14 protein-coding genes and 1 pseudogene are annotated in these 17,546 nt (G+C 63.1%); 10 read left to right on the forward strand and 5 right to left on the reverse strand.

Annotated elements, in window-relative coordinates; genetic code table 11:
• The first annotated feature begins 7 nt into the window (after positions 1-7).
• Entirely contained in the window at positions 8-964 is a 957-nt protein-coding gene (locus ACIPZ5_RS06105) for a zinc ABC transporter substrate-binding protein (RefSeq protein ID WP_400807278.1), read from the forward strand.
• A 96-nt stretch (positions 965-1,060) separates the two neighbouring features.
• On the opposite strand, the gene ACIPZ5_RS06110 is transcribed toward ACIPZ5_RS06105, so the two are convergent.
• A complete protein-coding gene (locus tag ACIPZ5_RS06110) occupies positions 1,061-2,011 on the reverse strand; it encodes a homoserine kinase (RefSeq protein WP_400807281.1) in 951 nt (316 codons plus the stop codon).
• A gap of 71 nt (positions 2,012-2,082) precedes the next feature.
• Complete coding sequence (locus ACIPZ5_RS06115; protein WP_027917186.1) at positions 2,083-2,370, reverse strand: DUF2782 domain-containing protein; 288 nt, start codon at positions 2,368-2,370, stop codon at positions 2,083-2,085.
• Positions 2,371-2,444: 74 nt separating this feature from the next.
• On the opposite strand from ACIPZ5_RS06115, the gene polA reads away from it, so the two are divergent.
• Positions 2,445-5,192 (forward strand): DNA polymerase I, encoded by a 2,748-nt coding sequence (polA, locus tag ACIPZ5_RS06120; RefSeq protein WP_343594741.1) that lies wholly within the window; start codon positions 2,445-2,447, stop codon positions 5,190-5,192.
• A gap of 403 nt (positions 5,193-5,595) precedes the next feature.
• Here the strand turns inward: polA and yihA are convergent, their stop codons facing one another.
• The gene (yihA, locus tag ACIPZ5_RS06125) at positions 5,596-6,228 is read right to left on the reverse strand and encodes a ribosome biogenesis GTP-binding protein YihA/YsxC (RefSeq protein WP_027917188.1); all 633 of its coding nucleotides are present in this window, start codon (positions 6,226-6,228) and stop codon (positions 5,596-5,598) included.
• A 193-nt stretch (positions 6,229-6,421) separates the two neighbouring features.
• Here yihA and ACIPZ5_RS06130 point away from each other — a divergent pair, with 193 nt between their 5' ends.
• From ACIPZ5_RS06130 to ACIPZ5_RS06165, 8 genes and pseudogenes are all read left to right on the forward strand, one after another.
• Entirely contained in the window at positions 6,422-6,724 is a 303-nt protein-coding gene (locus ACIPZ5_RS06130) for a cytochrome c5 family protein (protein ID WP_027917189.1), read from the forward strand.
• A 31-nt stretch (positions 6,725-6,755) separates the two neighbouring features.
• Complete coding sequence (locus ACIPZ5_RS06135; protein ID WP_079230207.1) at positions 6,756-7,373, forward strand: cytochrome c; 618 nt, start codon at positions 6,756-6,758, stop codon at positions 7,371-7,373.
• Between the two features lie 153 nt (positions 7,374-7,526).
• Positions 7,527-8,162, forward strand: a complete 636-nt coding sequence (dsbA, locus tag ACIPZ5_RS06140; protein WP_343594746.1) for a thiol:disulfide interchange protein DsbA — start codon at positions 7,527-7,529, stop codon at positions 8,160-8,162.
• Between the two features lie 34 nt (positions 8,163-8,196).
• Positions 8,197-9,029, forward strand: a pseudogene (locus ACIPZ5_RS06145) (endonuclease/exonuclease/phosphatase family protein).
• 96 nt (positions 9,030-9,125) lie between these two features.
• On the forward strand, positions 9,126-11,072 hold the full coding sequence (locus ACIPZ5_RS06150) for a diguanylate cyclase (RefSeq protein WP_400807286.1): 1,947 nt from the start codon (positions 9,126-9,128) through the stop codon (positions 11,070-11,072).
• A 101-nt stretch (positions 11,073-11,173) separates the two neighbouring features.
• The gene (locus ACIPZ5_RS06155; protein WP_400807289.1) at positions 11,174-11,563 is read left to right on the forward strand and encodes a hypothetical protein; all 390 of its coding nucleotides are present in this window, start codon (positions 11,174-11,176) and stop codon (positions 11,561-11,563) included.
• Between the two features lie 72 nt (positions 11,564-11,635).
• Complete coding sequence (locus ACIPZ5_RS06160; RefSeq protein ID WP_400807290.1) at positions 11,636-12,427, forward strand: N-acetylmuramoyl-L-alanine amidase; 792 nt, start codon at positions 11,636-11,638, stop codon at positions 12,425-12,427.
• Between the two features lie 82 nt (positions 12,428-12,509).
• The gene (locus tag ACIPZ5_RS06165; RefSeq protein WP_027917195.1) at positions 12,510-14,129 is read left to right on the forward strand and encodes an EAL domain-containing protein; all 1,620 of its coding nucleotides are present in this window, start codon (positions 12,510-12,512) and stop codon (positions 14,127-14,129) included.
• Between the two features lie 121 nt (positions 14,130-14,250).
• On the opposite strand, the gene ACIPZ5_RS06170 is transcribed toward ACIPZ5_RS06165, so the two are convergent.
• Entirely contained in the window at positions 14,251-16,029 is a 1,779-nt protein-coding gene (locus tag ACIPZ5_RS06170) for a KinB sensor domain-containing domain (RefSeq protein WP_343594757.1), read from the reverse strand.
• A complete protein-coding gene (gene algB, locus ACIPZ5_RS06175) occupies positions 16,026-17,372 on the reverse strand; it encodes a sigma-54-dependent response regulator transcription factor AlgB (RefSeq protein WP_261942185.1) in 1,347 nt (448 codons plus the stop codon). Before algB ends, ACIPZ5_RS06170 begins: the two co-directional genes overlap by 4 nt.
• Between the last annotated feature and the right edge of the window lie 174 nt (positions 17,373-17,546).

The raw sequence follows: 17,546 nt of genomic DNA on the forward strand, positions 1-17,546 counted from the left end.
GTTCTGGATGGAGACGTTATTATGTTACCTGTTTCTGACGAGTCGAGTATTCATCGTGTCCCGATTCCTTGTGCTTTTTGTCGCTTTCATCGCCTGCTCGGCACAGGCCGACGTGCGGGTGCTGACCAGTATCAAACCGCTGCAGCAGATTGCCGCCGCCGTCCAGGATGGCGTGGGCAGCCCTGACGTGTTGTTGCCGCCTGGCGCTTCGCCGCACCACTATGCCCTGCGCCCCTCCGATGTGCGCAAGGTCGGCGATGCCGACCTGCTGTACTGGATCGGCCCGGACATGGAGAACTTCCTGCCCCAGGTGCTGGGCAGCCGCAGCAAGCCGACCGTGGCCGTGCAGTCGCTGGCGGGCATGAAGCTGCGCCACTTTGGCGAAGACAGCCATTCCCATGAAGAGGCGGATCAGGACGACCACGACCATGATCACCGCCCGGGCAACCTGGATGCGCACCTGTGGCTGTCGTCGGTCAACGCCCGGGTGATTGCGGCGAAGATGGCGGCTGACCTGGCGACGGCCGACCCGGCCAACGCCGCGCGTTACCAGAGCAACCTGAAGGCCTTCGACGAGCGCATGGATGCCCTCGATGCACGGATCAAGGCGCGTGTGGCGGGTATCGCCGGCAAGCCCTATTTCGTGTTCCACGAGGCGTTCGACTACTTCGAGTCGGCCTATGGTTTGCAGCACACTGGCGTGTTCAGTGTGGCGTCCGAGGTGCAGCCGGGCGCGCAGCATGTGGCCGCGATGCGCAAGCGCCTGCAGGAAGTGGGCAAGACCTGTGTGTTCAGTGAGCCACCGCTGCGGCCGCGCCTGGCCGAGACACTGACGGCCGGGCTGCCGGTTCGCCTGGCGGAGCTGGATGCCCTGGGTGGTGCCGACCCGGTGGATGCCAAGGGCTATGAGCGCTTGCTCGAAAAGCTGGGTGGTGACCTGGCTGGGTGCCTGGAACAGTTGTAAGCCGGCACCTGCCTCTTCGCGGGCAAGCCCGCTCCCACAGGGACAGCACTAGCTTCGCTGTGGGAGCGGGCTTGCCCGCGAAGAGGCAGGCGCGGTTCAGAGGGCGAACGGCAGGTGCAGGGCGACTTGCTGGCGCTGCGCCAGGCGCACCTCGAACTCGCTCGGGTCATGGATCATCACATCCATCCCGGCAAACGATTCTGCGGCAATCAGGCGCGACAGCCAGAAGCGCACGCAGCCTACCCGCAACATTTCCGGCCACAGCTCGGCTTCGGCAGCGGTAAACGGCCGCAGCGCCGCATAGGCCGCCAGCAGCGCCTGGGCCCGTGGCATATCGATCGCGCCGTGCTCATCCAGGCACCAGTCGTTCACGGTGATGGCGATGTCATACAGCATCGGCCCGGAACAGGCGTTGTAGAAATCGATGACACCGGTCAGGTGGGTCCCTTCGAACATCACGTTGTCGCGGAACAGGTCGGCATGCAGGTTGGCCCGCGGCAAGGCCAGGATCTGCGCCTTGTGCGCGGTGATCTCGTCCAGCGCAGGCTGCAACAGGCTTGCCTGCTCGGCGCTCAGGCGCGGCAGCAGTTTGGCACCGGATGCCAGCATCCAGTCCAGGCCGCGGTCGGTGCGGCGCTCGATGATGCGTTCGCGGGTGGCCAGGTGAATGTGCGCCAGCAGCTCGCCAACCTGGGCGCAGTGCTGGGCGTTCGGTGCCTTGATGTGCTTGCCCGACAGCCGTGGCTGCAGCAAGGCCGGCTTGCCGCACAGCTCGCGCAGGGCATTGCCGTCACGGTCACGCAGGGCGTAGGGCACCGGCATGTCGGCGCCGTGCAGCACGTCGAGCAGTTCGATGAAGAACGGCATGTCCTCGACCGGGCCGCGTTCGACCAGCGTCAGGACGAACTCCCCCTGTTCGAGGCTGACGAAGAAGTTGCTGTTCTCGGTACCGGCGGCAATGCCCTGGAAGTCGAGCAGACGGCCCAGCTCGTACGGCGCCAGAAAGGTTTCCAGCTCAGGCCGGGTCACGGGGGTGAAGACTGACATGATGAAAAAAAGCCCATACGGGCACTTCCGCCGGGAAGTGCCGGGTTGATGTGAACGGTGCGCGCGTCAGATTACCACTCGAAGATCTTCCAGGACGGGATCAGCATGTCCGGTTGGTCGGAACGAATGAAATTGGCATCAGTGCCATCGGCGCGGACCAGGAAATACGGCTTGCCGTTTTTCGGCGTGATCTTGATCGCATACAGGAAGCCGTTCTGCCGGTATTCCTGGATGGTTTTATCGCCTTCCGTGCGAATGGTCACCTCGGGATCGGCCGAGGGGGCGTCTTCCGCCGCCAGGGTGACGACCGGCATGGTTGCCAACAGGCCGAGCAGTAACAGGCGATTGAGTGTACGCATGATAACCTAGTCCCTTTGTCGTCATTGATCCGGCTATTCTAGCTCCGGACCCGCCGAAAAGGTTGATTCTGCTCATGAGCCAAGCGCCCCTCGTCCTGGTGGACGGTTCCTCCTACCTCTACCGCGCCTTCCATGCGCTGCCGCCGCTGACCACTTCCAAAGGCATGCCGACCGGCGCGGTCAAGGGTGTGCTGAACATGCTCAAGAGCCTGCGCAAGCAATACCCCGACAGCCTGTTCGCCGTGGTCTTCGACGCCAAGGGCGGGACCTTCCGCGATGCCATGTTCGCCGAGTACAAGGCCAACCGCCCGAGCATGCCTGATGACCTGCGCGTGCAGGTCGAGCCGCTGCACGCCAGCGTCCGGGCGCTGGGCTACCCCTTGCTGTGCGTCGAAGGCGTCGAGGCCGATGACGTGATCGGCACCCTCGCCCGCAGCAGCGCGACCCAGGGCCGGCCGGTGATCATCTCGACCGGCGACAAGGATATGGCGCAGCTGGTGGACGGCCACGTGACACTGGTCAACACCATGACCGGCAGTGTGCTGGACGTGGCCGGCGTGCACGAAAAGTTCGGCGTTGGTCCGGAACACATCATCGACTTCCTTGCCCTGATGGGTGACAAGGTCGACAACATCCCGGGCGTGCCGGGCGTCGGCGAAAAAACCGCTGTTGGCCTGCTGACCGGAATCGGCGGCGGCCTGAGCGACCTGTACGCCAACCTCGACAAGGTTCCGGCCCTGGCCATCCGTGGTGCCAAGACCCTGCCCGCCAAGCTTGAAGAGCACCGCGACGCGGCGTTCCTGTCCTATGAGCTGGCCACCATCAAGTGCGATGTGCCGCTGGATGTGGAAGTCGAAGCGCTGGTCTGCGGCGAGCCTGACCGCGAGGCGCTGCTGGCGCTGTACACCGAGATGGAGTTCAAGAGCTGGATCGCCGACGTGCAGCGCGATGCAGCCAAGGTCGGCGATGCCGTCGCCGCGGTCGAAGTGCCGGCCGCCACGGTCGAGCCCAAGTACGAGACCATCCTCGACCAGGCGCGCTTCGACGCCTGGCTGGATAAGCTGCGCCAGGCGCCGCTGTTCGCCTTCGACACCGAAACCACCAGCCTGGACGCCCAGCAGGCGCAGCTGGTTGGCCTGTCGTTCGCCGTCGAGCCCCATGAAGCGGCCTATGTACCGCTGGCCCACGACTACGAAGGCGCGCCGGCCCAGCTGGACCGCGAGGCGGTGCTGCTGGCGTTGAAACCGCTGCTGGAGGACCCGGCCAAGGCCAAGGTCGGGCAGAACGCCAAGTACGACATCAACATCCTCGCCAACACCTCGCCCGCCATCGAGATGCGCGGCGTGGCCTACGACACCATGCTCGAGTCCTACGTGCTCAATTCCACCGCCACCCGTCATGACATGGACAGCCTGGCGCTGAAATACCTCGACCACACCACCATCGCCTTCGAGGACATCGCCGGCAAGGGTGCCAAGCAGCTGACCTTCAACCAGATCAACCTGGACAAGGCCGGCCCTTACGCCGCCGAGGATGCCGACATCACCCTGCGCCTGCACCACGCGCTGCAGGCGCGCCTGGCGCAGACGCCAAGCGTGCAGCCGGTGCTGATGGACATCGAGATGCCGCTGGTGCCGGTACTGGCCAAGATCGAGCGCCAGGGCGCATTGGTCGATGCGGCGTTGCTGCAGGTGCAAAGCGGCGAGCTGGGCGTGAAGATGGCCGAACTGGAGCAGCGCGCCTACGCGCTGGCCGGCGAGGAATTCAACCTTGGCTCGCCCAAGCAGCTGGGGGCGATCCTCTACGACAAGCTGGGCATGCCAGTGTTGAGCAAGACCGCCAAGGGCCAGCCATCCACCGCCGAAGCGGTGCTCGACGAGCTGGCCGAGCAAGGTTATCCGCTGCCTGAGGTGCTGATGCAGTACCGCAGCCTGAGCAAGCTCAAGAGCACCTACACCGACAAGCTGCCGGGGCAGATCAACCCGCGCACCGGGCGCATCCACACCTCCTACCAGCAGGCCGTGGCCGCCACCGGGCGCCTGTCGTCCAGCGACCCGAACCTGCAGAACATCCCGATCCGCACCGCCGAAGGCCGGCGCATTCGCCAGGCCTTCGTTGCCAGCCCCGGCTACAAGCTGGTGGCGGCGGACTATTCGCAGATCGAACTGCGCATCATGGCCCACCTGGCCAAGGACGAAGGCTTGCTGCACGCCTTCCGCAACGATCTGGACGTGCACCGCGCCACCGCCGCTGAAGTGTTCGGCGTGGCGCTGGAAGAGGTCACCACCGACCAGCGCCGCAGCGCCAAGGCCATCAACTTCGGCCTGATCTACGGCATGAGTGCGTTCGGCCTGGCCAAGCAGATTGGCGTCGACCGCAAACAGTCGCAGGATTACATCGACCGCTACTTCGCCCGCTACCCCGGCGTGCTGGCCTACATGGAGCGCACCCGCGCCCAGGCGGCTGAGCAAGGCTTCGTCGAAACCCTGTTTGGCCGCCGCCTGTACCTGCCGGACATCAACGCCAAGAACCCGGCCTTGCGCAAGGGGGCCGAGCGCACGGCGATCAACGCGCCGATGCAGGGCACTGCCGCCGACATCATCAAGCGCGCCATGGTCAACGTCGACAACTGGCTGAGCGCCAGCGGCCTGGACGCACGCGTGATCCTGCAAGTGCACGACGAACTGGTGCTGGAAGTGCGTGAGGACCTGGTCGAGCAGGTGAAAGATGAAATTCGCACGCACATGAGCAGCGCCGCACAGCTGGATGTTCCGCTGGTGGTCGAGGCAGGTGTTGGTTCGAATTGGGACGAAGCTCACTAATTGAGCAGGGAAAGGTGTGTAGGATCTGCGACGTAGCGACGCGGATCCTGGCATGGCTCGATGCCATTAGTTCGGGAGATTCATGAAACTATCGCAAATAGTTTTGAGGGCTCCGGAACTAAACCGGTGAAGCGGAACTCAGAGTAACTGAATGGCTGGTGAAGCCTTTCGATGCTCCTATGTTGTGTTAAGTGTTGGCAGATACCTGGACCCCGCCCTAGCGGTCCAGACTTGAACCCCGAACTTCCCCCTCCCCATACGAAGTCCGGGGTTTTTTTTGCCCGGAATTTGACCTGTGGCCTGTAGGCAACCTCTGTGGGAGCGGGTTTACCCGCGAATGCGATGTTGAATGTGCCGTCGCATTCGCGGGTAAATCCGCTCCCACAGTGTGTGACGCCAGTCATCAAACAGCTGGCTTGTCTTCCAGTTCCATCCAGTCCGCCAGCACCCGGTAGGCCTCTTCCAGGCCCAGGCGCTTGGGCGCCGAGAACAGCTGGATGGTTACGCCATCACCCCAGCCCTTGCGGATTTCCGACTGGACTTTGAGCAGGGTGTTCTTGCCCGCACCGTGGGTCAGCTTGTCGGCCTTGGTCAGCAGGATGTGCATCGGCATGCCGCTGGCCTTGGCCCAGTCGAGCATCATCTTGTCGAAATCGGTCATCGGGTGGCGCGTGTCCATCATCAGGATCACCCCACGCAGGCACTCGCGGCTGCCGAGGTACGCCTCCAGGTGTTTCTGCCAGTGCTGCTTGAGCGGAATCGGGACTTTTGCATATCCGTAGCCCGGCAGGTCGACCAAACGCCGTTCATCGTCCAGACTGAAGAAATTCAACAGCTGGGTGCGCCCTGGGGTTTTCGAGGTACGCGCCAGGCTGGCATGAGTCAGGGTATTGAGGGCGCTGGATTTGCCGGCGTTGGAACGGCCGGCGAAAGCCACCTCGTAACCCTGGTCGTCCGGGCATTGTTCGACCTTGGCAGCGCTGAGGGCGAATTTGGCTTTCTGGCAGAGGCCGAGGATGGGGTTCTTGACTTGCATGGGATATCCGATGTGGGTGTTGCCAAAGCCTAGGCCGGCAAGCGGTGTCGTTTCCGTTTGGATGGCGGAAGTATATAATGCCCCAGTTTTTGTGTGCTCATTCTTCCAGCGAAGGGGAATGCGCATGGGGTGTCGAACAATAGCTCGCGCATCAGAACGCAGCGCGTCCCCCAACCCTGTCAGGTCGTTTCGCATGGCGAAATGGCTGCTAGCTGTCGGTATGTTCCTGCCGTTTTTCAGCGCACAGGCTACACAGGATCCCGAGGCGTTGTACAACCGCACGTGTGCGGCCTGTCACGCCGGGCAGTTGCCACAGGCACCCAAGAAGGGTGACCCGGCAGCTTGGGAGCCAAGGCTGGCGCAAGGCATGGAGCAACTGGTGGTGCATGTTACCCAGGGTTTCAAGGCTATGCCGCCGCGTGGATTGTGCATGGACTGCAGTGCCGAGGACTACCGTTTGGTCATCCTTTGGATGAGCGGCAGTCCCGATACATAACATTTCACCCTTAGCCGTGTTGGATTAGCTGATGAACAAACTAGTCGTGAGTCTGCTGTTGACCCTGGGTGTCGCAGGTGCGGCCACTGCTGCAGAACCCATCAAAGGCGATGCCGCCGCCGGCCAGGCCAAGACTGCCGTCTGTGGTGCCTGCCACAACCCTGACGGCAACAGCCTGGCGCCGAACTTCCCGAAACTGGCCGGCCAGGGCCAGCGCTATCTGGAAAAACAACTGCACGACATCAAGTCGGGCAAGCGCACCGTGCTGGAAATGACCGGCATGCTGGCCAATTTCAGTGACCAGGACCTGGCCGACATCGCCGCCTGGTTCTCCAGCCAGAAGGGCAGCGTCGGTGCCGCCGATCCCAAGCTGGTCGAACGCGGCCGCGCGCTGTTCAATGGCGGCAACCTGGAAAAAGGCATGCCGGCCTGTACCGGCTGCCACTCGCCCAACGGCGCGGGTATCGCCCTCGCCGGCTTCCCGCACCTGGGCGGCCAGCATTCGCAGTACGTGACCAAGCAGCTCACCGACTTCCGTGAGGGCAACCGCACCAACGACGGCGATGCGATGACCATGCGCACCATCGCCGGCAAGTTGAGCAATCACGAGATCGAAGCACTGGCCAGCTACATCCAGGGCCTGCATTAACATTCGGTTAATGCTGCAACGCTAAAGATGAAAGGGCGGCGCGGACCGCCCTTTTTTCTGTCCGCAGCCGTTACACTACAGAACTCGGGCCCTTCGCCACCGGTCTCAGCACAGGTCGCGTCGAGGCGACCAATGAATGCTCAGGAGTAAAGCATGCGTAAACTGATTCTCAGCGCCGCGCTGGTCGCTGCCAGCGTCTTCGGTATGACTGCCGTCCAGGCCGCCGAGCCTGCCACCGCCGGCAAGGAATACATCGAGCTGAGCAACCCTGTTCCGGTGTCGCAGCCAGGCAAGATCGAAGTGGTCGAGCTGTTCTGGTACGGCTGCCCCCACTGCTACCACTTCGAGCCGACCATCAACCCGTGGATCGACAAGCTGCCCAAGGACGTCAACTTCAAGCGCGTACCGGCCATGTTCGGTGGCCCGTGGGACGCTCACGGCCAGATGTTCCTGACCCTCGAAGCCATGGGCGTCGAGCACAAGGTTCATGCTGCTGTCTTCGACGCCATCCAGAACCAGCACAAGCGCTTGGTCAAGCCTGAGGAAATGGCCGACTTCCTCGCCACCCAAGGCGTAGACAAGGACAAGTTCCTCGCCACCTTCAACTCGTTTGCCATCAAGGGCCAGGTCAACCAGGCCAAGGAACTGGCGAAGAAGTACGAAATCACCGGCGTACCGAGCATGGTGGTCAACGGCAAGTACCGCTTCGACCTGGGTACCGCTGGCGGGCCGGAAGGCGTGCTGAACGTCGCCGACCAACTGATCGACAAGGAGCGCGCCGCTAAGTAAGCGGCGTACCCCATGCGCCGCTTCAGAACCGCGCGTGGCATTGGCCTGCACCAGCCGCAGGTCAACGAGCATCACTTGCAGGCCCCAGGCCTGCCCGAGGATGGTCGTCTGCGGCTGCTCAGCTTCAACATCCAGGTGGGTATCAGTACCGAGCGCTACCGGCATTACCTGACGCGCAGCTGGCAGCACCTGCTGCCGCACACGGGTCGGGCCGGTAACCTGCAGAAAATCGGGCAACTGCTCAGTGATTTCGACCTGGTGGCCCTGCAGGAGGCCGATGGCGGCAGCCTGCGCTCAGGCTACGTCAACCAGGTGGAGCACCTGGCTCAGCTGGGAGCCTTCCCTTACTGGTACCAGCAGCTCAATCGCAACCTCGGGCGTTTCGCTCAGCACAGCAATGGCGTGCTCAGCCGCCTCAAGCCGCAACTGCTCGAAGATCACCCGCTGCCTGGACCCGCCGGCCGTGGTGCGATCCTGGTGCGTTTCGGTGAGGGGGAAGACGCGCTGATCGTGGTCATGATGCACCTGGCCCTGGGGGCCAAGACGCGTGCTCTGCAACTGGCCTACATCCGAGAGCTGATTGGTGGTTACCGCCATCAGGTGTTGATGGGTGACATGAACACCCACGCCAGCGACCTGCTTGAACACTCGCCCCTGCGTGATCTGGGCCTGATCGCCCCCCAGGTCGAAGCCACCTTCCCCAGCTGGCGCCCGCAGCGCTGTCTGGATCACATCCTGCTCAGCCCGAGCCTGACCCTGGAGCGGGTCGAAGTGCTGGCACAGCCAATATCAGACCACCTTCCCGTTGCGGTAGAGATCCGATTGCCTGATGCACTGACTGTGGATACGCTGCCGGTCTTGAGCTAAATCAGCTAAAGCGCGGCAAGCCCTCAAGTGTTCGCGGGGCGCGCCGACAGCGTGTCATTACAGCCCACAGATGCATTACCCGTCGCGGATCCAGGCATGACCGAAGAAGCCGAGCGCTGGAAAGAAAAATACCTAAAAAGCATCGAACAGCAGGAAAAGCTCGAGCGCCGCTGGAATGCGCGCCTCGACCTGCTACGCCGTGGCCTGGTGCGCAGTACCCTGGCGGCCGAAGGCAGCGACAAGGTCGTCGACCAGTGCATGAAGGAAATGCGCGAGGTCATCCGCAGCGACAACATGGACGCCGGCCTCGCCGGGCTGATCCCGCGCCTGGAAAAGGCCGTGCTGGACTCCGAGCAGCGCCGGGAAACCCGCATGAATCAGGTCAGTGATGCCCTGAACGCGTTGGTTACCCAGCTTCAGGGCTTGCCGTTGCCCGGTGAGGTTGCCCGGCCGCTGAAAAAACTGGCAAAGAAGCTCGATGGTGGTGTCGCCCAGTCACGTGAACTGCCACCCCTGCTGGGTGAGCTCAGTGGCCTGCAAGGCCGCGCCCTTTCCTCCTTGAGCAAGGCGGATGACGAGGCCAGGCCGGGCTTCCTGCAGCGCCTGTTCGGCAACCGCGATAATGAGCCGCAGGCAGAGAGCGCACAGGCAGCGCAGCCTCAGTCGGAAATCGCCCCGGCCGCCGCTCAGCCGCAGCCGGATGGGCCTGTGCTGGTTGACTTGCTGCCGCGTGATGCGGACGAGCTGCAACCGTTAGAGGCGGCAGCCCCTGCTCAGCTGCCTGAGGAGGCGCCTGATGCAGCCGAGGCGCAAGCGCTCGCAGAGTCGCATGCGGTTGAACAAGAGGTCGTGGCCCCAGCCGAACCCGTGATCCAGGCAGACGAGCCTGGCGACGTGCAAGCGCAGCCAGAGCAACTGGCGGCCCCGGTGCCGGCGACACTCGAAGAAATGTTCGGTGAGGACGGCCCCTACTCCCTTCCCGATGCGGTTGAGCCGCCCTACAGCCAGGTCGCTGCGCATATAGAACAGACGCTGATCGGCCTGCTGGACGACCTCAGCCTACCGGAACGCCACAAGGCTCAGGCCCTTGAGATGCGTGAGCGGGTGGCACGCGGGCTGAACTGGTATGAACTGATCCCGGTCCTCGATGACCTGGCCGTGCTCATGCTGGCGATCACCGACAGCGGGCAGCACGAATTCGAGACATACCTGCAGCAACTCAACGAACGCCTCGACAGCTTCCAGAGCCATCTTCACGAAGCCAGTGCCGGCCATGCCGACAACAGTTCCGCCGCGCGTGAACTGGACAGCCAGCTGCGCGAACAGGTCGATGGCCTGCAAAGCAGTGTGCAGGGCGCAGTGGATGTGGACAGCCTCAAGCACATCCTGGAAAGCCGTCTGGAAGGACTGCTTGGCACCATGGACGAGCACCAGCTCGAGCGTGATCGCCGCGAGCAGGAGCTTGCCGGGCGCCTGCAGGGCCTGGCCGAGCGCGTCGCCAGCATGGAGCAGGAAGCGCTTGGCTATCGCGAACACCTGGAAGAGCAGCGGCAGAAGGCGCTGATCGACCCGCTGACGGGGTTGCCCAATCGCGCGGCCTGGACCGAGCAGGTGGAGCGCGAAATGCTCGACTGGCAGGAAAACGGCGGCCACCTGGCCATGGCCATCCTTGACCTGGACCACTTCAAGCGGATCAACGACAGCTATGGCCACCTGGCCGGCGACAAAGTGCTGAAGATCGTTGCCGACCAGTTGCGCAAACGCCTGCGCCCGCGTGATTTCATCGCCCGGTTCGGCGGCGAAGAATTCGTGCTCTTGCTACCGCAGACGTCTCCGGCAGCCGCTGCCCAGGTTGCCGAAGTACTGCGTGCAGCGATCGAGGCCTGCCCGTTCCATTTCAAGGGCGAACGTGTGGTCATCACCACCTCGATCGGTTTGAGTACCTTCCGTTCCGGCGAGCGTGGCGACCAGGTGCTCAAGCGCGCCGATGCCGCGTTGTACCGCGCAAAGGACCAAGGCCGAAACCGCGTGCTGTCGGCGTAAATAGATACCCCATTCAGCCCCTGTCTGATTCTGACAATGACGCCCCGCCTACCTGATAGTCAGGCCGGCGAAGTCGTTCAGACCGGAGTAGAAAAATGAAGATGAGTAATGGGCTCGTGATGCTCGCCTTGGGCGCGACTTTCCAGGGCGCCGCCTTCGCCAATGATGACCTGTTGACGGCTCATGTGTCGGCAGATGGCAAGGTGCTCAGGCAGTGGCCGCAGTGGATAACCGAAGTCGATTACCAGCCGAAGGAAAATTACTTCAGCCAGTATGCGCTGAAGCTGAACACGCGAATCGTGCATAAGGACCCGGGCTTTTGCAGTGTTTCGCCGATCGATGCCAGTACTTATGCGCGGCAATTGCACGGGCAGGCGAAGGTGATTGGCAAGCCTTTGGCCGAGAAGGTCGATGTGATGACCCAATTGGTCGACAAGCAGGGGGCGAGCGGTGACAACTCGCTGGAGTTCCTGGTGATGTGCAGCCGTTGACATAACGGCGGTAGAAGCACCGAAACCGGAGGAGCACGTTATACTGTAGCGCTGTCGTCAATGACCCTACCTATGTGTTCCTCTCCCATGAAAACGCTTTTTGCCGGGCTTTTGTTTCTCATTCTTGCCGGTTGCTCGACCGGCCTGCGCATCGACCGCAGCCACCCTTCCGCCAACCAGGACAACCGTATCCAGTTCGTTGTCCTGCACTACACCAACGCCTCGCTGGAGCGTTCGCTGGCCTTGCTCACCCACGGCGAAGTCAGTGCCCACTACCTGATTGGCGACGGCCCCGGCACTGTCTACCAGCTGGTCGACGAGAACCGCCGAGCCTGGCATGCCGGTGACAGCCAATGGCAGGGGCGCACCTGGCTCAATTCCAGCTCCATCGGCATCGAAATCGTCAATCCCGGGTTCGACGAAACGGCCAATGGCCGGGTCTGGTACCCGTACAGCGAGGCGCAGATCCAGTCGTTGATCGCTTTGCTCAAGGACATCGTCAAGCGCAACAACATCGAGCCGCGGCACATCATCGGCCACAGCGACATTGCTCCATCGCGCAAGCTTGACCCAGGCCCGTTGTTCCCCTGGAAGCGCCTTGCCGATGCAGGCCTCGGCGTGTGGCCCGAGCCCAATGCCGTGGCCCGCCAGCAGGCTTACTTCAACGTCAACCCACCGACCATCGGCTGGTACCAGCAGGAGCTGGCGCGCTTTGGATATGCCATCGAGCAGACCGGGCAGCTCGATGTGAACACGCGGCATGTCATCGCCGCCTTCCAGATGCACTTCCGCCCGCAGCGTTTCGATGGCATGCCGGACGCGCAGACCGCAGCCATGCTGTCGGTGCTCAACCGCATGCGTTAAAGCGAATTGCATTCGGGCGCCAAACGGCAGAGCCGATTCTCATTCCAGTTGCTATACCTTGTTAATCAACTGGATGCTGCCCATGTCTGCCCTGATTTCTGCGTTGCGCCAATTTTTTTACCGCCCCTGGATGCTGGCCTCCCTGGCAGCATTGGCCAGCGCCGCAGTATTGCTGACCGCCAGCATCGGTATCGCGCTGCAGCAGATGAAGGAAAGCGAGAGCGCGCAGATGAATGCCCAGGGCGAGCGCTTTCTCGACCGCCTGGAGCAGGTGTTCGGCCAACTGCGCGAGGGCGTCGACGAACTGCAGGCGCAGTCGCTGCGCGGCTGCAGCCCGGCAATGATCTCGGTGTTGCAACAGGTCGGCCTGGGTTCGCGCTTCATTTATGAGGCGGCCTATGTCGATGCCAATGTCGCTTGCTCCAACCGGGGTGGGGCAAGGGCCTTCGTGCCAACGCGAGCACCGGATATCCAGGGCCCCACCTATAGCTACTGGCTCAATACAACCACTGAACCCAACGAAAACCTCGCCGCCCTTATGCTCGCTCGGGGTAATTTTCTGGTCTCCACTTCACGCGGGCACTTGACCGATGTAGTCGACCTGCCACCGGGCGGCAGCTTGCTGGTGGTGCTGGATAACGGCACCCGCGCAATCCCTGTGCTGGGCCCGCCCCAGGCCTGGCCGCCGACCAGTGGCTGGCCACCGCCCAGCCAGAAGTCCCTGTTCGAGCTCCGCGATCGGTTGGTCTATCGCATGCCGACCAAGTCGCCGGACTATCAGTTGGTGCTGATCGCGCCGCGGGCCAGTCTGCCGTTGCGCATGAACGGCATGCTCTGGCTGTTGTTCCCGGGCAGTGTGCTGGCAGCCTGCTGCATTGGCTGGCTGGTGCTGCAGTTGATCCTGCAGCGGCGCTCGATGAGCTCCGAACTGCAGAATGCCCTGCGTCGGGGCGAGCTGCAGGTGTTGTATCAGCCGATCATCGAACTCGACAGCCGCCGCTGTGTCGGTGCAGAGGCCCTGGTGCGTTGGCGCCGCCCGGACGGTTCGCTGACCAGCCCGGACCTGTTCATACCCCTGGCGGAAAACACCGGGCAGATCCGGCAGATCACCGATTTTGTACTGCAACGCGTGCTGGAGCAGTTGGGGCAGCTGCTGCGCTCCCATCGCAACCTTTATATCTCGGTGAACCTGGCGGCCTGCGATGTGATGGTGCCGCGCATTGGTCGGGTGGCGGCGCGGCTGCTGGCGCTGCACCGTGTGGCAGCCAGCCAGATTGCCTTTGAAGTCACCGAGCGTGGCCTGATCGATGTGGTTGTGGCGCGGGATAACCTGCAAGCCCTGCGTGCGGTCGGGCACCAGGTGCTGATCGACGATTTCGGCACGGGCTATTGCAGCCTGGCCTACCTGCAGACCTTGCCGGTGGACTGCCTGAAGATCGACAAGGCGTTCATCGATGCACTGGGGCACGATGCCGCCAGCAGCGGCGTGGCGCCGCACATCATCCGCATGGCCCATGACCTGCATTTGCGGGTGATTGCCGAGGGCATCGAGTGCGAGGCGCAGGCGGTGCTGCTCAACAGCGAGGGGGTCAACTATGGCCAGGGATGGTTGTTCGCCCACCCGCTGAACGCCCGGCAGTTTGCCGAACTCGTGACCCGCGGCCGGCAGCCGCGGCGGGCAAGGATTGACGATGAGCCCTGAGTAGTCCTGCACCGGCCCTTTCGCGGGGCAAGCCCGCTCCCACAGTATCGCGCCACTTTGAATGTTGTGCGCATCCTGTGGGAGCGGGCTTGTCCCGCGAAAGGGCCGGTTCGGGAGAATGCTAGACCGGCAAGGCCATGTAGAACTGTGTGCCCTGCCCTGGCCGGGAAAACACCCCCATGCGCCCGCCATGCAATTGCACAATCTCCTTGCACAGTGCCAGTCCCAACCCGGCGCCACCTTTCTTGCGCCCCACCTGTACGAACGGTTCGAAGATCCGCCCCTGCTGCCCGTAGGCAATGCCCTCACCATTATCCTCGACACTGATGATCACCCGCTCCGCATGCCGCCGCGCATGCAGGCGGATGCGCCCGCCGCTGGCGGTATGGCGAATGGCGTTGTGCAGCAGGTTGTCCAGTACCCGGTCGAGTTGCGCCACGTCGGCCTGAATACGTGGCAGCGGTGGCTCCAGGGCTTTGATCAGCTCGATCTGCTTGTTTGCGGCCTGCTCGCCGAAGCGTGCTTGCGCCCTGTCGAGCAGTTCGTCGATGGCGCATGGGGCAAGCTCAAGCTTCTGCAAGCCGCTCTGGTAGCGCGAGAAATTGAGCAGGTCGTTGATCAGTTGGGTCAGGCGCTGCATTTCTTCGCCGATAGTCTCCAGCAGATCGTTCTCGCGTGCCTCGGGTGGGAACTTCAACCGTTCACGCAACAGGCCGAAAGCCATGTGCATGCCCGTCACCGGAGTGCGCAGTTCATGGGAAGCACGGAGTACGAACTCGCTGCGTACGCGCTCGAAGGCGCGTTGCTCGGTGACATCGTGCAACACCATGACCGCGCCCAGGATCGGCCCTTGCGGATGGCTGACCGGGGTCAGGCTGTAGGTCAGCAGGCGGGATTCTTCATCGACCTCGATGCTCAGGTCGTCCGGTGGGCGATCCAGGCTGCCGCCACGCAGCACCTGGCGCAGCTGTTGCTCCAGCTCCGGGCGCTGCAGGGCTTCGGCCAGGCCACTGCCGACGCGACTGTTGTTCCAGCCCAGCTGCCGCTGTGCAACCGGGTTGAGGTGCTCCAGCTGCCCTTGGCGGTCGATGATCAGCAAGCCGTCGTCGATACTGTCGAGTACGGCCTGCAGGCGCTGCTGGCCAGCCAGCAGTTCGTCGACATTGGTTTCCTGATGCTTGCGCAGGGCCTCGGCCATCAGCCCGAAGCGGCGGGTCAGCTGGTTGAGTTCGATGGCTTGGGTGACCGGCAGGGTGATTTCGAAATCCCCTTGGCCGAGCTGGTCGGCAGCCTTGGCCAGGGCTTCGATCGGCTGGCCGAAGCGGCGGGCGATATTGTGTGCGGTGACGAAACCGAGCACCAGCACCACCAGCCCCATCAGGCCCAGCACACCGCTGACCAGCAAGGCGCGGTCACGGGTGTGCTCTTCGCTGCGGGTGATGTAATCGAGGGCCTGTTTGTGCGAATCGACCAGGTCGCTGCGCACTTGGTTGAACGCTGCCCCCAGTGGCTGATCAATACCCATGCTGCGGGCCGGTGCCGGGCTGTCGCGGTAAGCCTGCAGGAAGGCCTGGTAGTTGCTGCTGGCCTTGCTGAAACCGGTGCGTTCGCCGCCTTGCGTCAGGCCCTGGTTGAGCAGTTGCTGAAAGTCGTCCTGCAGGGTTCGCAGGTTTTCCGGGGCAGTGTCCTCGTCCAGCAGCAATATCAGTTGCTCGCCGAGGTTCTGCCGCAGTTTCAAGCCCACTTCCAGCGCATGGGTGGTTTCGCGCACCGACTGCTGCTGCACCGTGGCCATCTGCAGCACGCTCACCAAGCCCAGCAACAGGCCCAGCAGGGCCACGGTCACCAGGGCAGAGATGCTGAGAAAGAGCCGCGTGCGCAGCTTCATCGGCAGCCTCATAGGTTGTACTGCTTGCGTTTGCGGTAGAGCGTGGAGGCGTCGATGCCGAGGGTCTTGGCAGCCTGGTCGAGGGTGTCGCTGGCGGCAAGTACCGCGCCGATGTGCGCCCGTTCCAGTTCATCCAGGCTCATGGCCGCGCCTACCCGGGGCGCATTGCCTGCGGGCTGTTCGCCCATGCCGAGGTGGACGATTTCGACGCGCTCCTGCGGGCAGATGATGCTGGCACGTTCGATGACGTTGCGCAGTTCGCGGATGTTACCCGGCCAGCGGTAGTTGAGCAGCGCACTGCGCGCTTCGTCGCTGAAGCCACGGGCCGGGCGGGAGTACTCCTTGACGAAGCGGGCCAGGAAGCGGTCGGCCAGGGTCAGGATGTCCTCGCTGCGCTCGCGCAGCGGCGGCAGGTGCAAGGTAATGACGTTGAGGCGGTACAGCAGGTCTTCACGGAAGCGGTTCTCGCGCACCATGTCGTCCAGGTTGAGGTTGGTCGCCGCGAGAATGCGCACGTCGGCGCGTCGGGTGACCGGGTCGCCGACCCGCTCGTACTCCTTGTCCTGGATGAAACGCAGCAGCTTGGGCTGCAAGGTCAGGGGGAAATCGCCGATTTCATCGAGAAACAGTGTACCGCCGTCCGCCTGGCTGACCCGGCCCAGCGTGCTTTCGCTGGCGCCGGTAAAGGCCCCGCGGGTATGGCCGAACAGTTCGCTCTCCATCAGTTCGGCATTCAGCGACGGGCAGTTGATGGTCACGCAGGCCTTGCGCGCCCGCTTGCTCCAGCCGTGGATGGCGCGGGCCAGTTCGCCCTTGCCGGTACCCGATTCGCCGAGGATGAGGATGTTGGCATCGGTGGTGGCCACCTGGCGGGCGGTTTCCAGTACCGCCATCATCGCCGGGCTGTGCGAGTCGAGGCCGTCCTTGGGCTTGCGCACTTCGCCTTCGAGGGCTTCCAGGCGCGCCGAAAGCTGGCGGACTTCCAGCTGCTTGGCGGTGGCCAGGCGCAGTTGGTCGGGGCTGCAGGGTTTGACCAGGTAATCGGCGGCACCGGCCTGGATGGCATCGACTGCGGTGTCGATCGCCGAATGAGCGGTGACGATCACCACCCGCATCCACGGTGCCTGAATACGCATTTGCGCCAGTACGTCGAGGCCATTGTCCTCGCCCAGTCGCAGGTCGAGGAAACACAGGTCGAACACCTGGCGCTGGAGCAAGGCCTCAGCCTGTGCGGCGCTGTTGGCGGTGGCCACGCTGTAGCCTTCGTCTTCCAGGCAGTAGCGGAAGGTGCGCAGGATCGCGGACTCGTCATCCACCAGCAGAATGCGGCCTTGGTTGTCCTGGGCTGATTCCATTTCCTGCGCTCCTTCGGGTAGGTCTTCAATTAGTGTGGGGAAAATCGGGCAAGTTGCACGGTCAATTGTGAAGGAATCGGTCCTTTGCATGCTAGCCAATGGCCAAGCCTTACCGTGACGCCGGATATCTCGATGATTTCCTTAGAGCAGCGCGCTGGCACATTGGTTGCGATG

The organism is Pseudomonas sp. NPDC089428 (assembly GCF_044749325.1).
In the GTDB taxonomy this organism is placed as follows: Bacteria; Pseudomonadota; Gammaproteobacteria; order Pseudomonadales; family Pseudomonadaceae; genus Aquipseudomonas.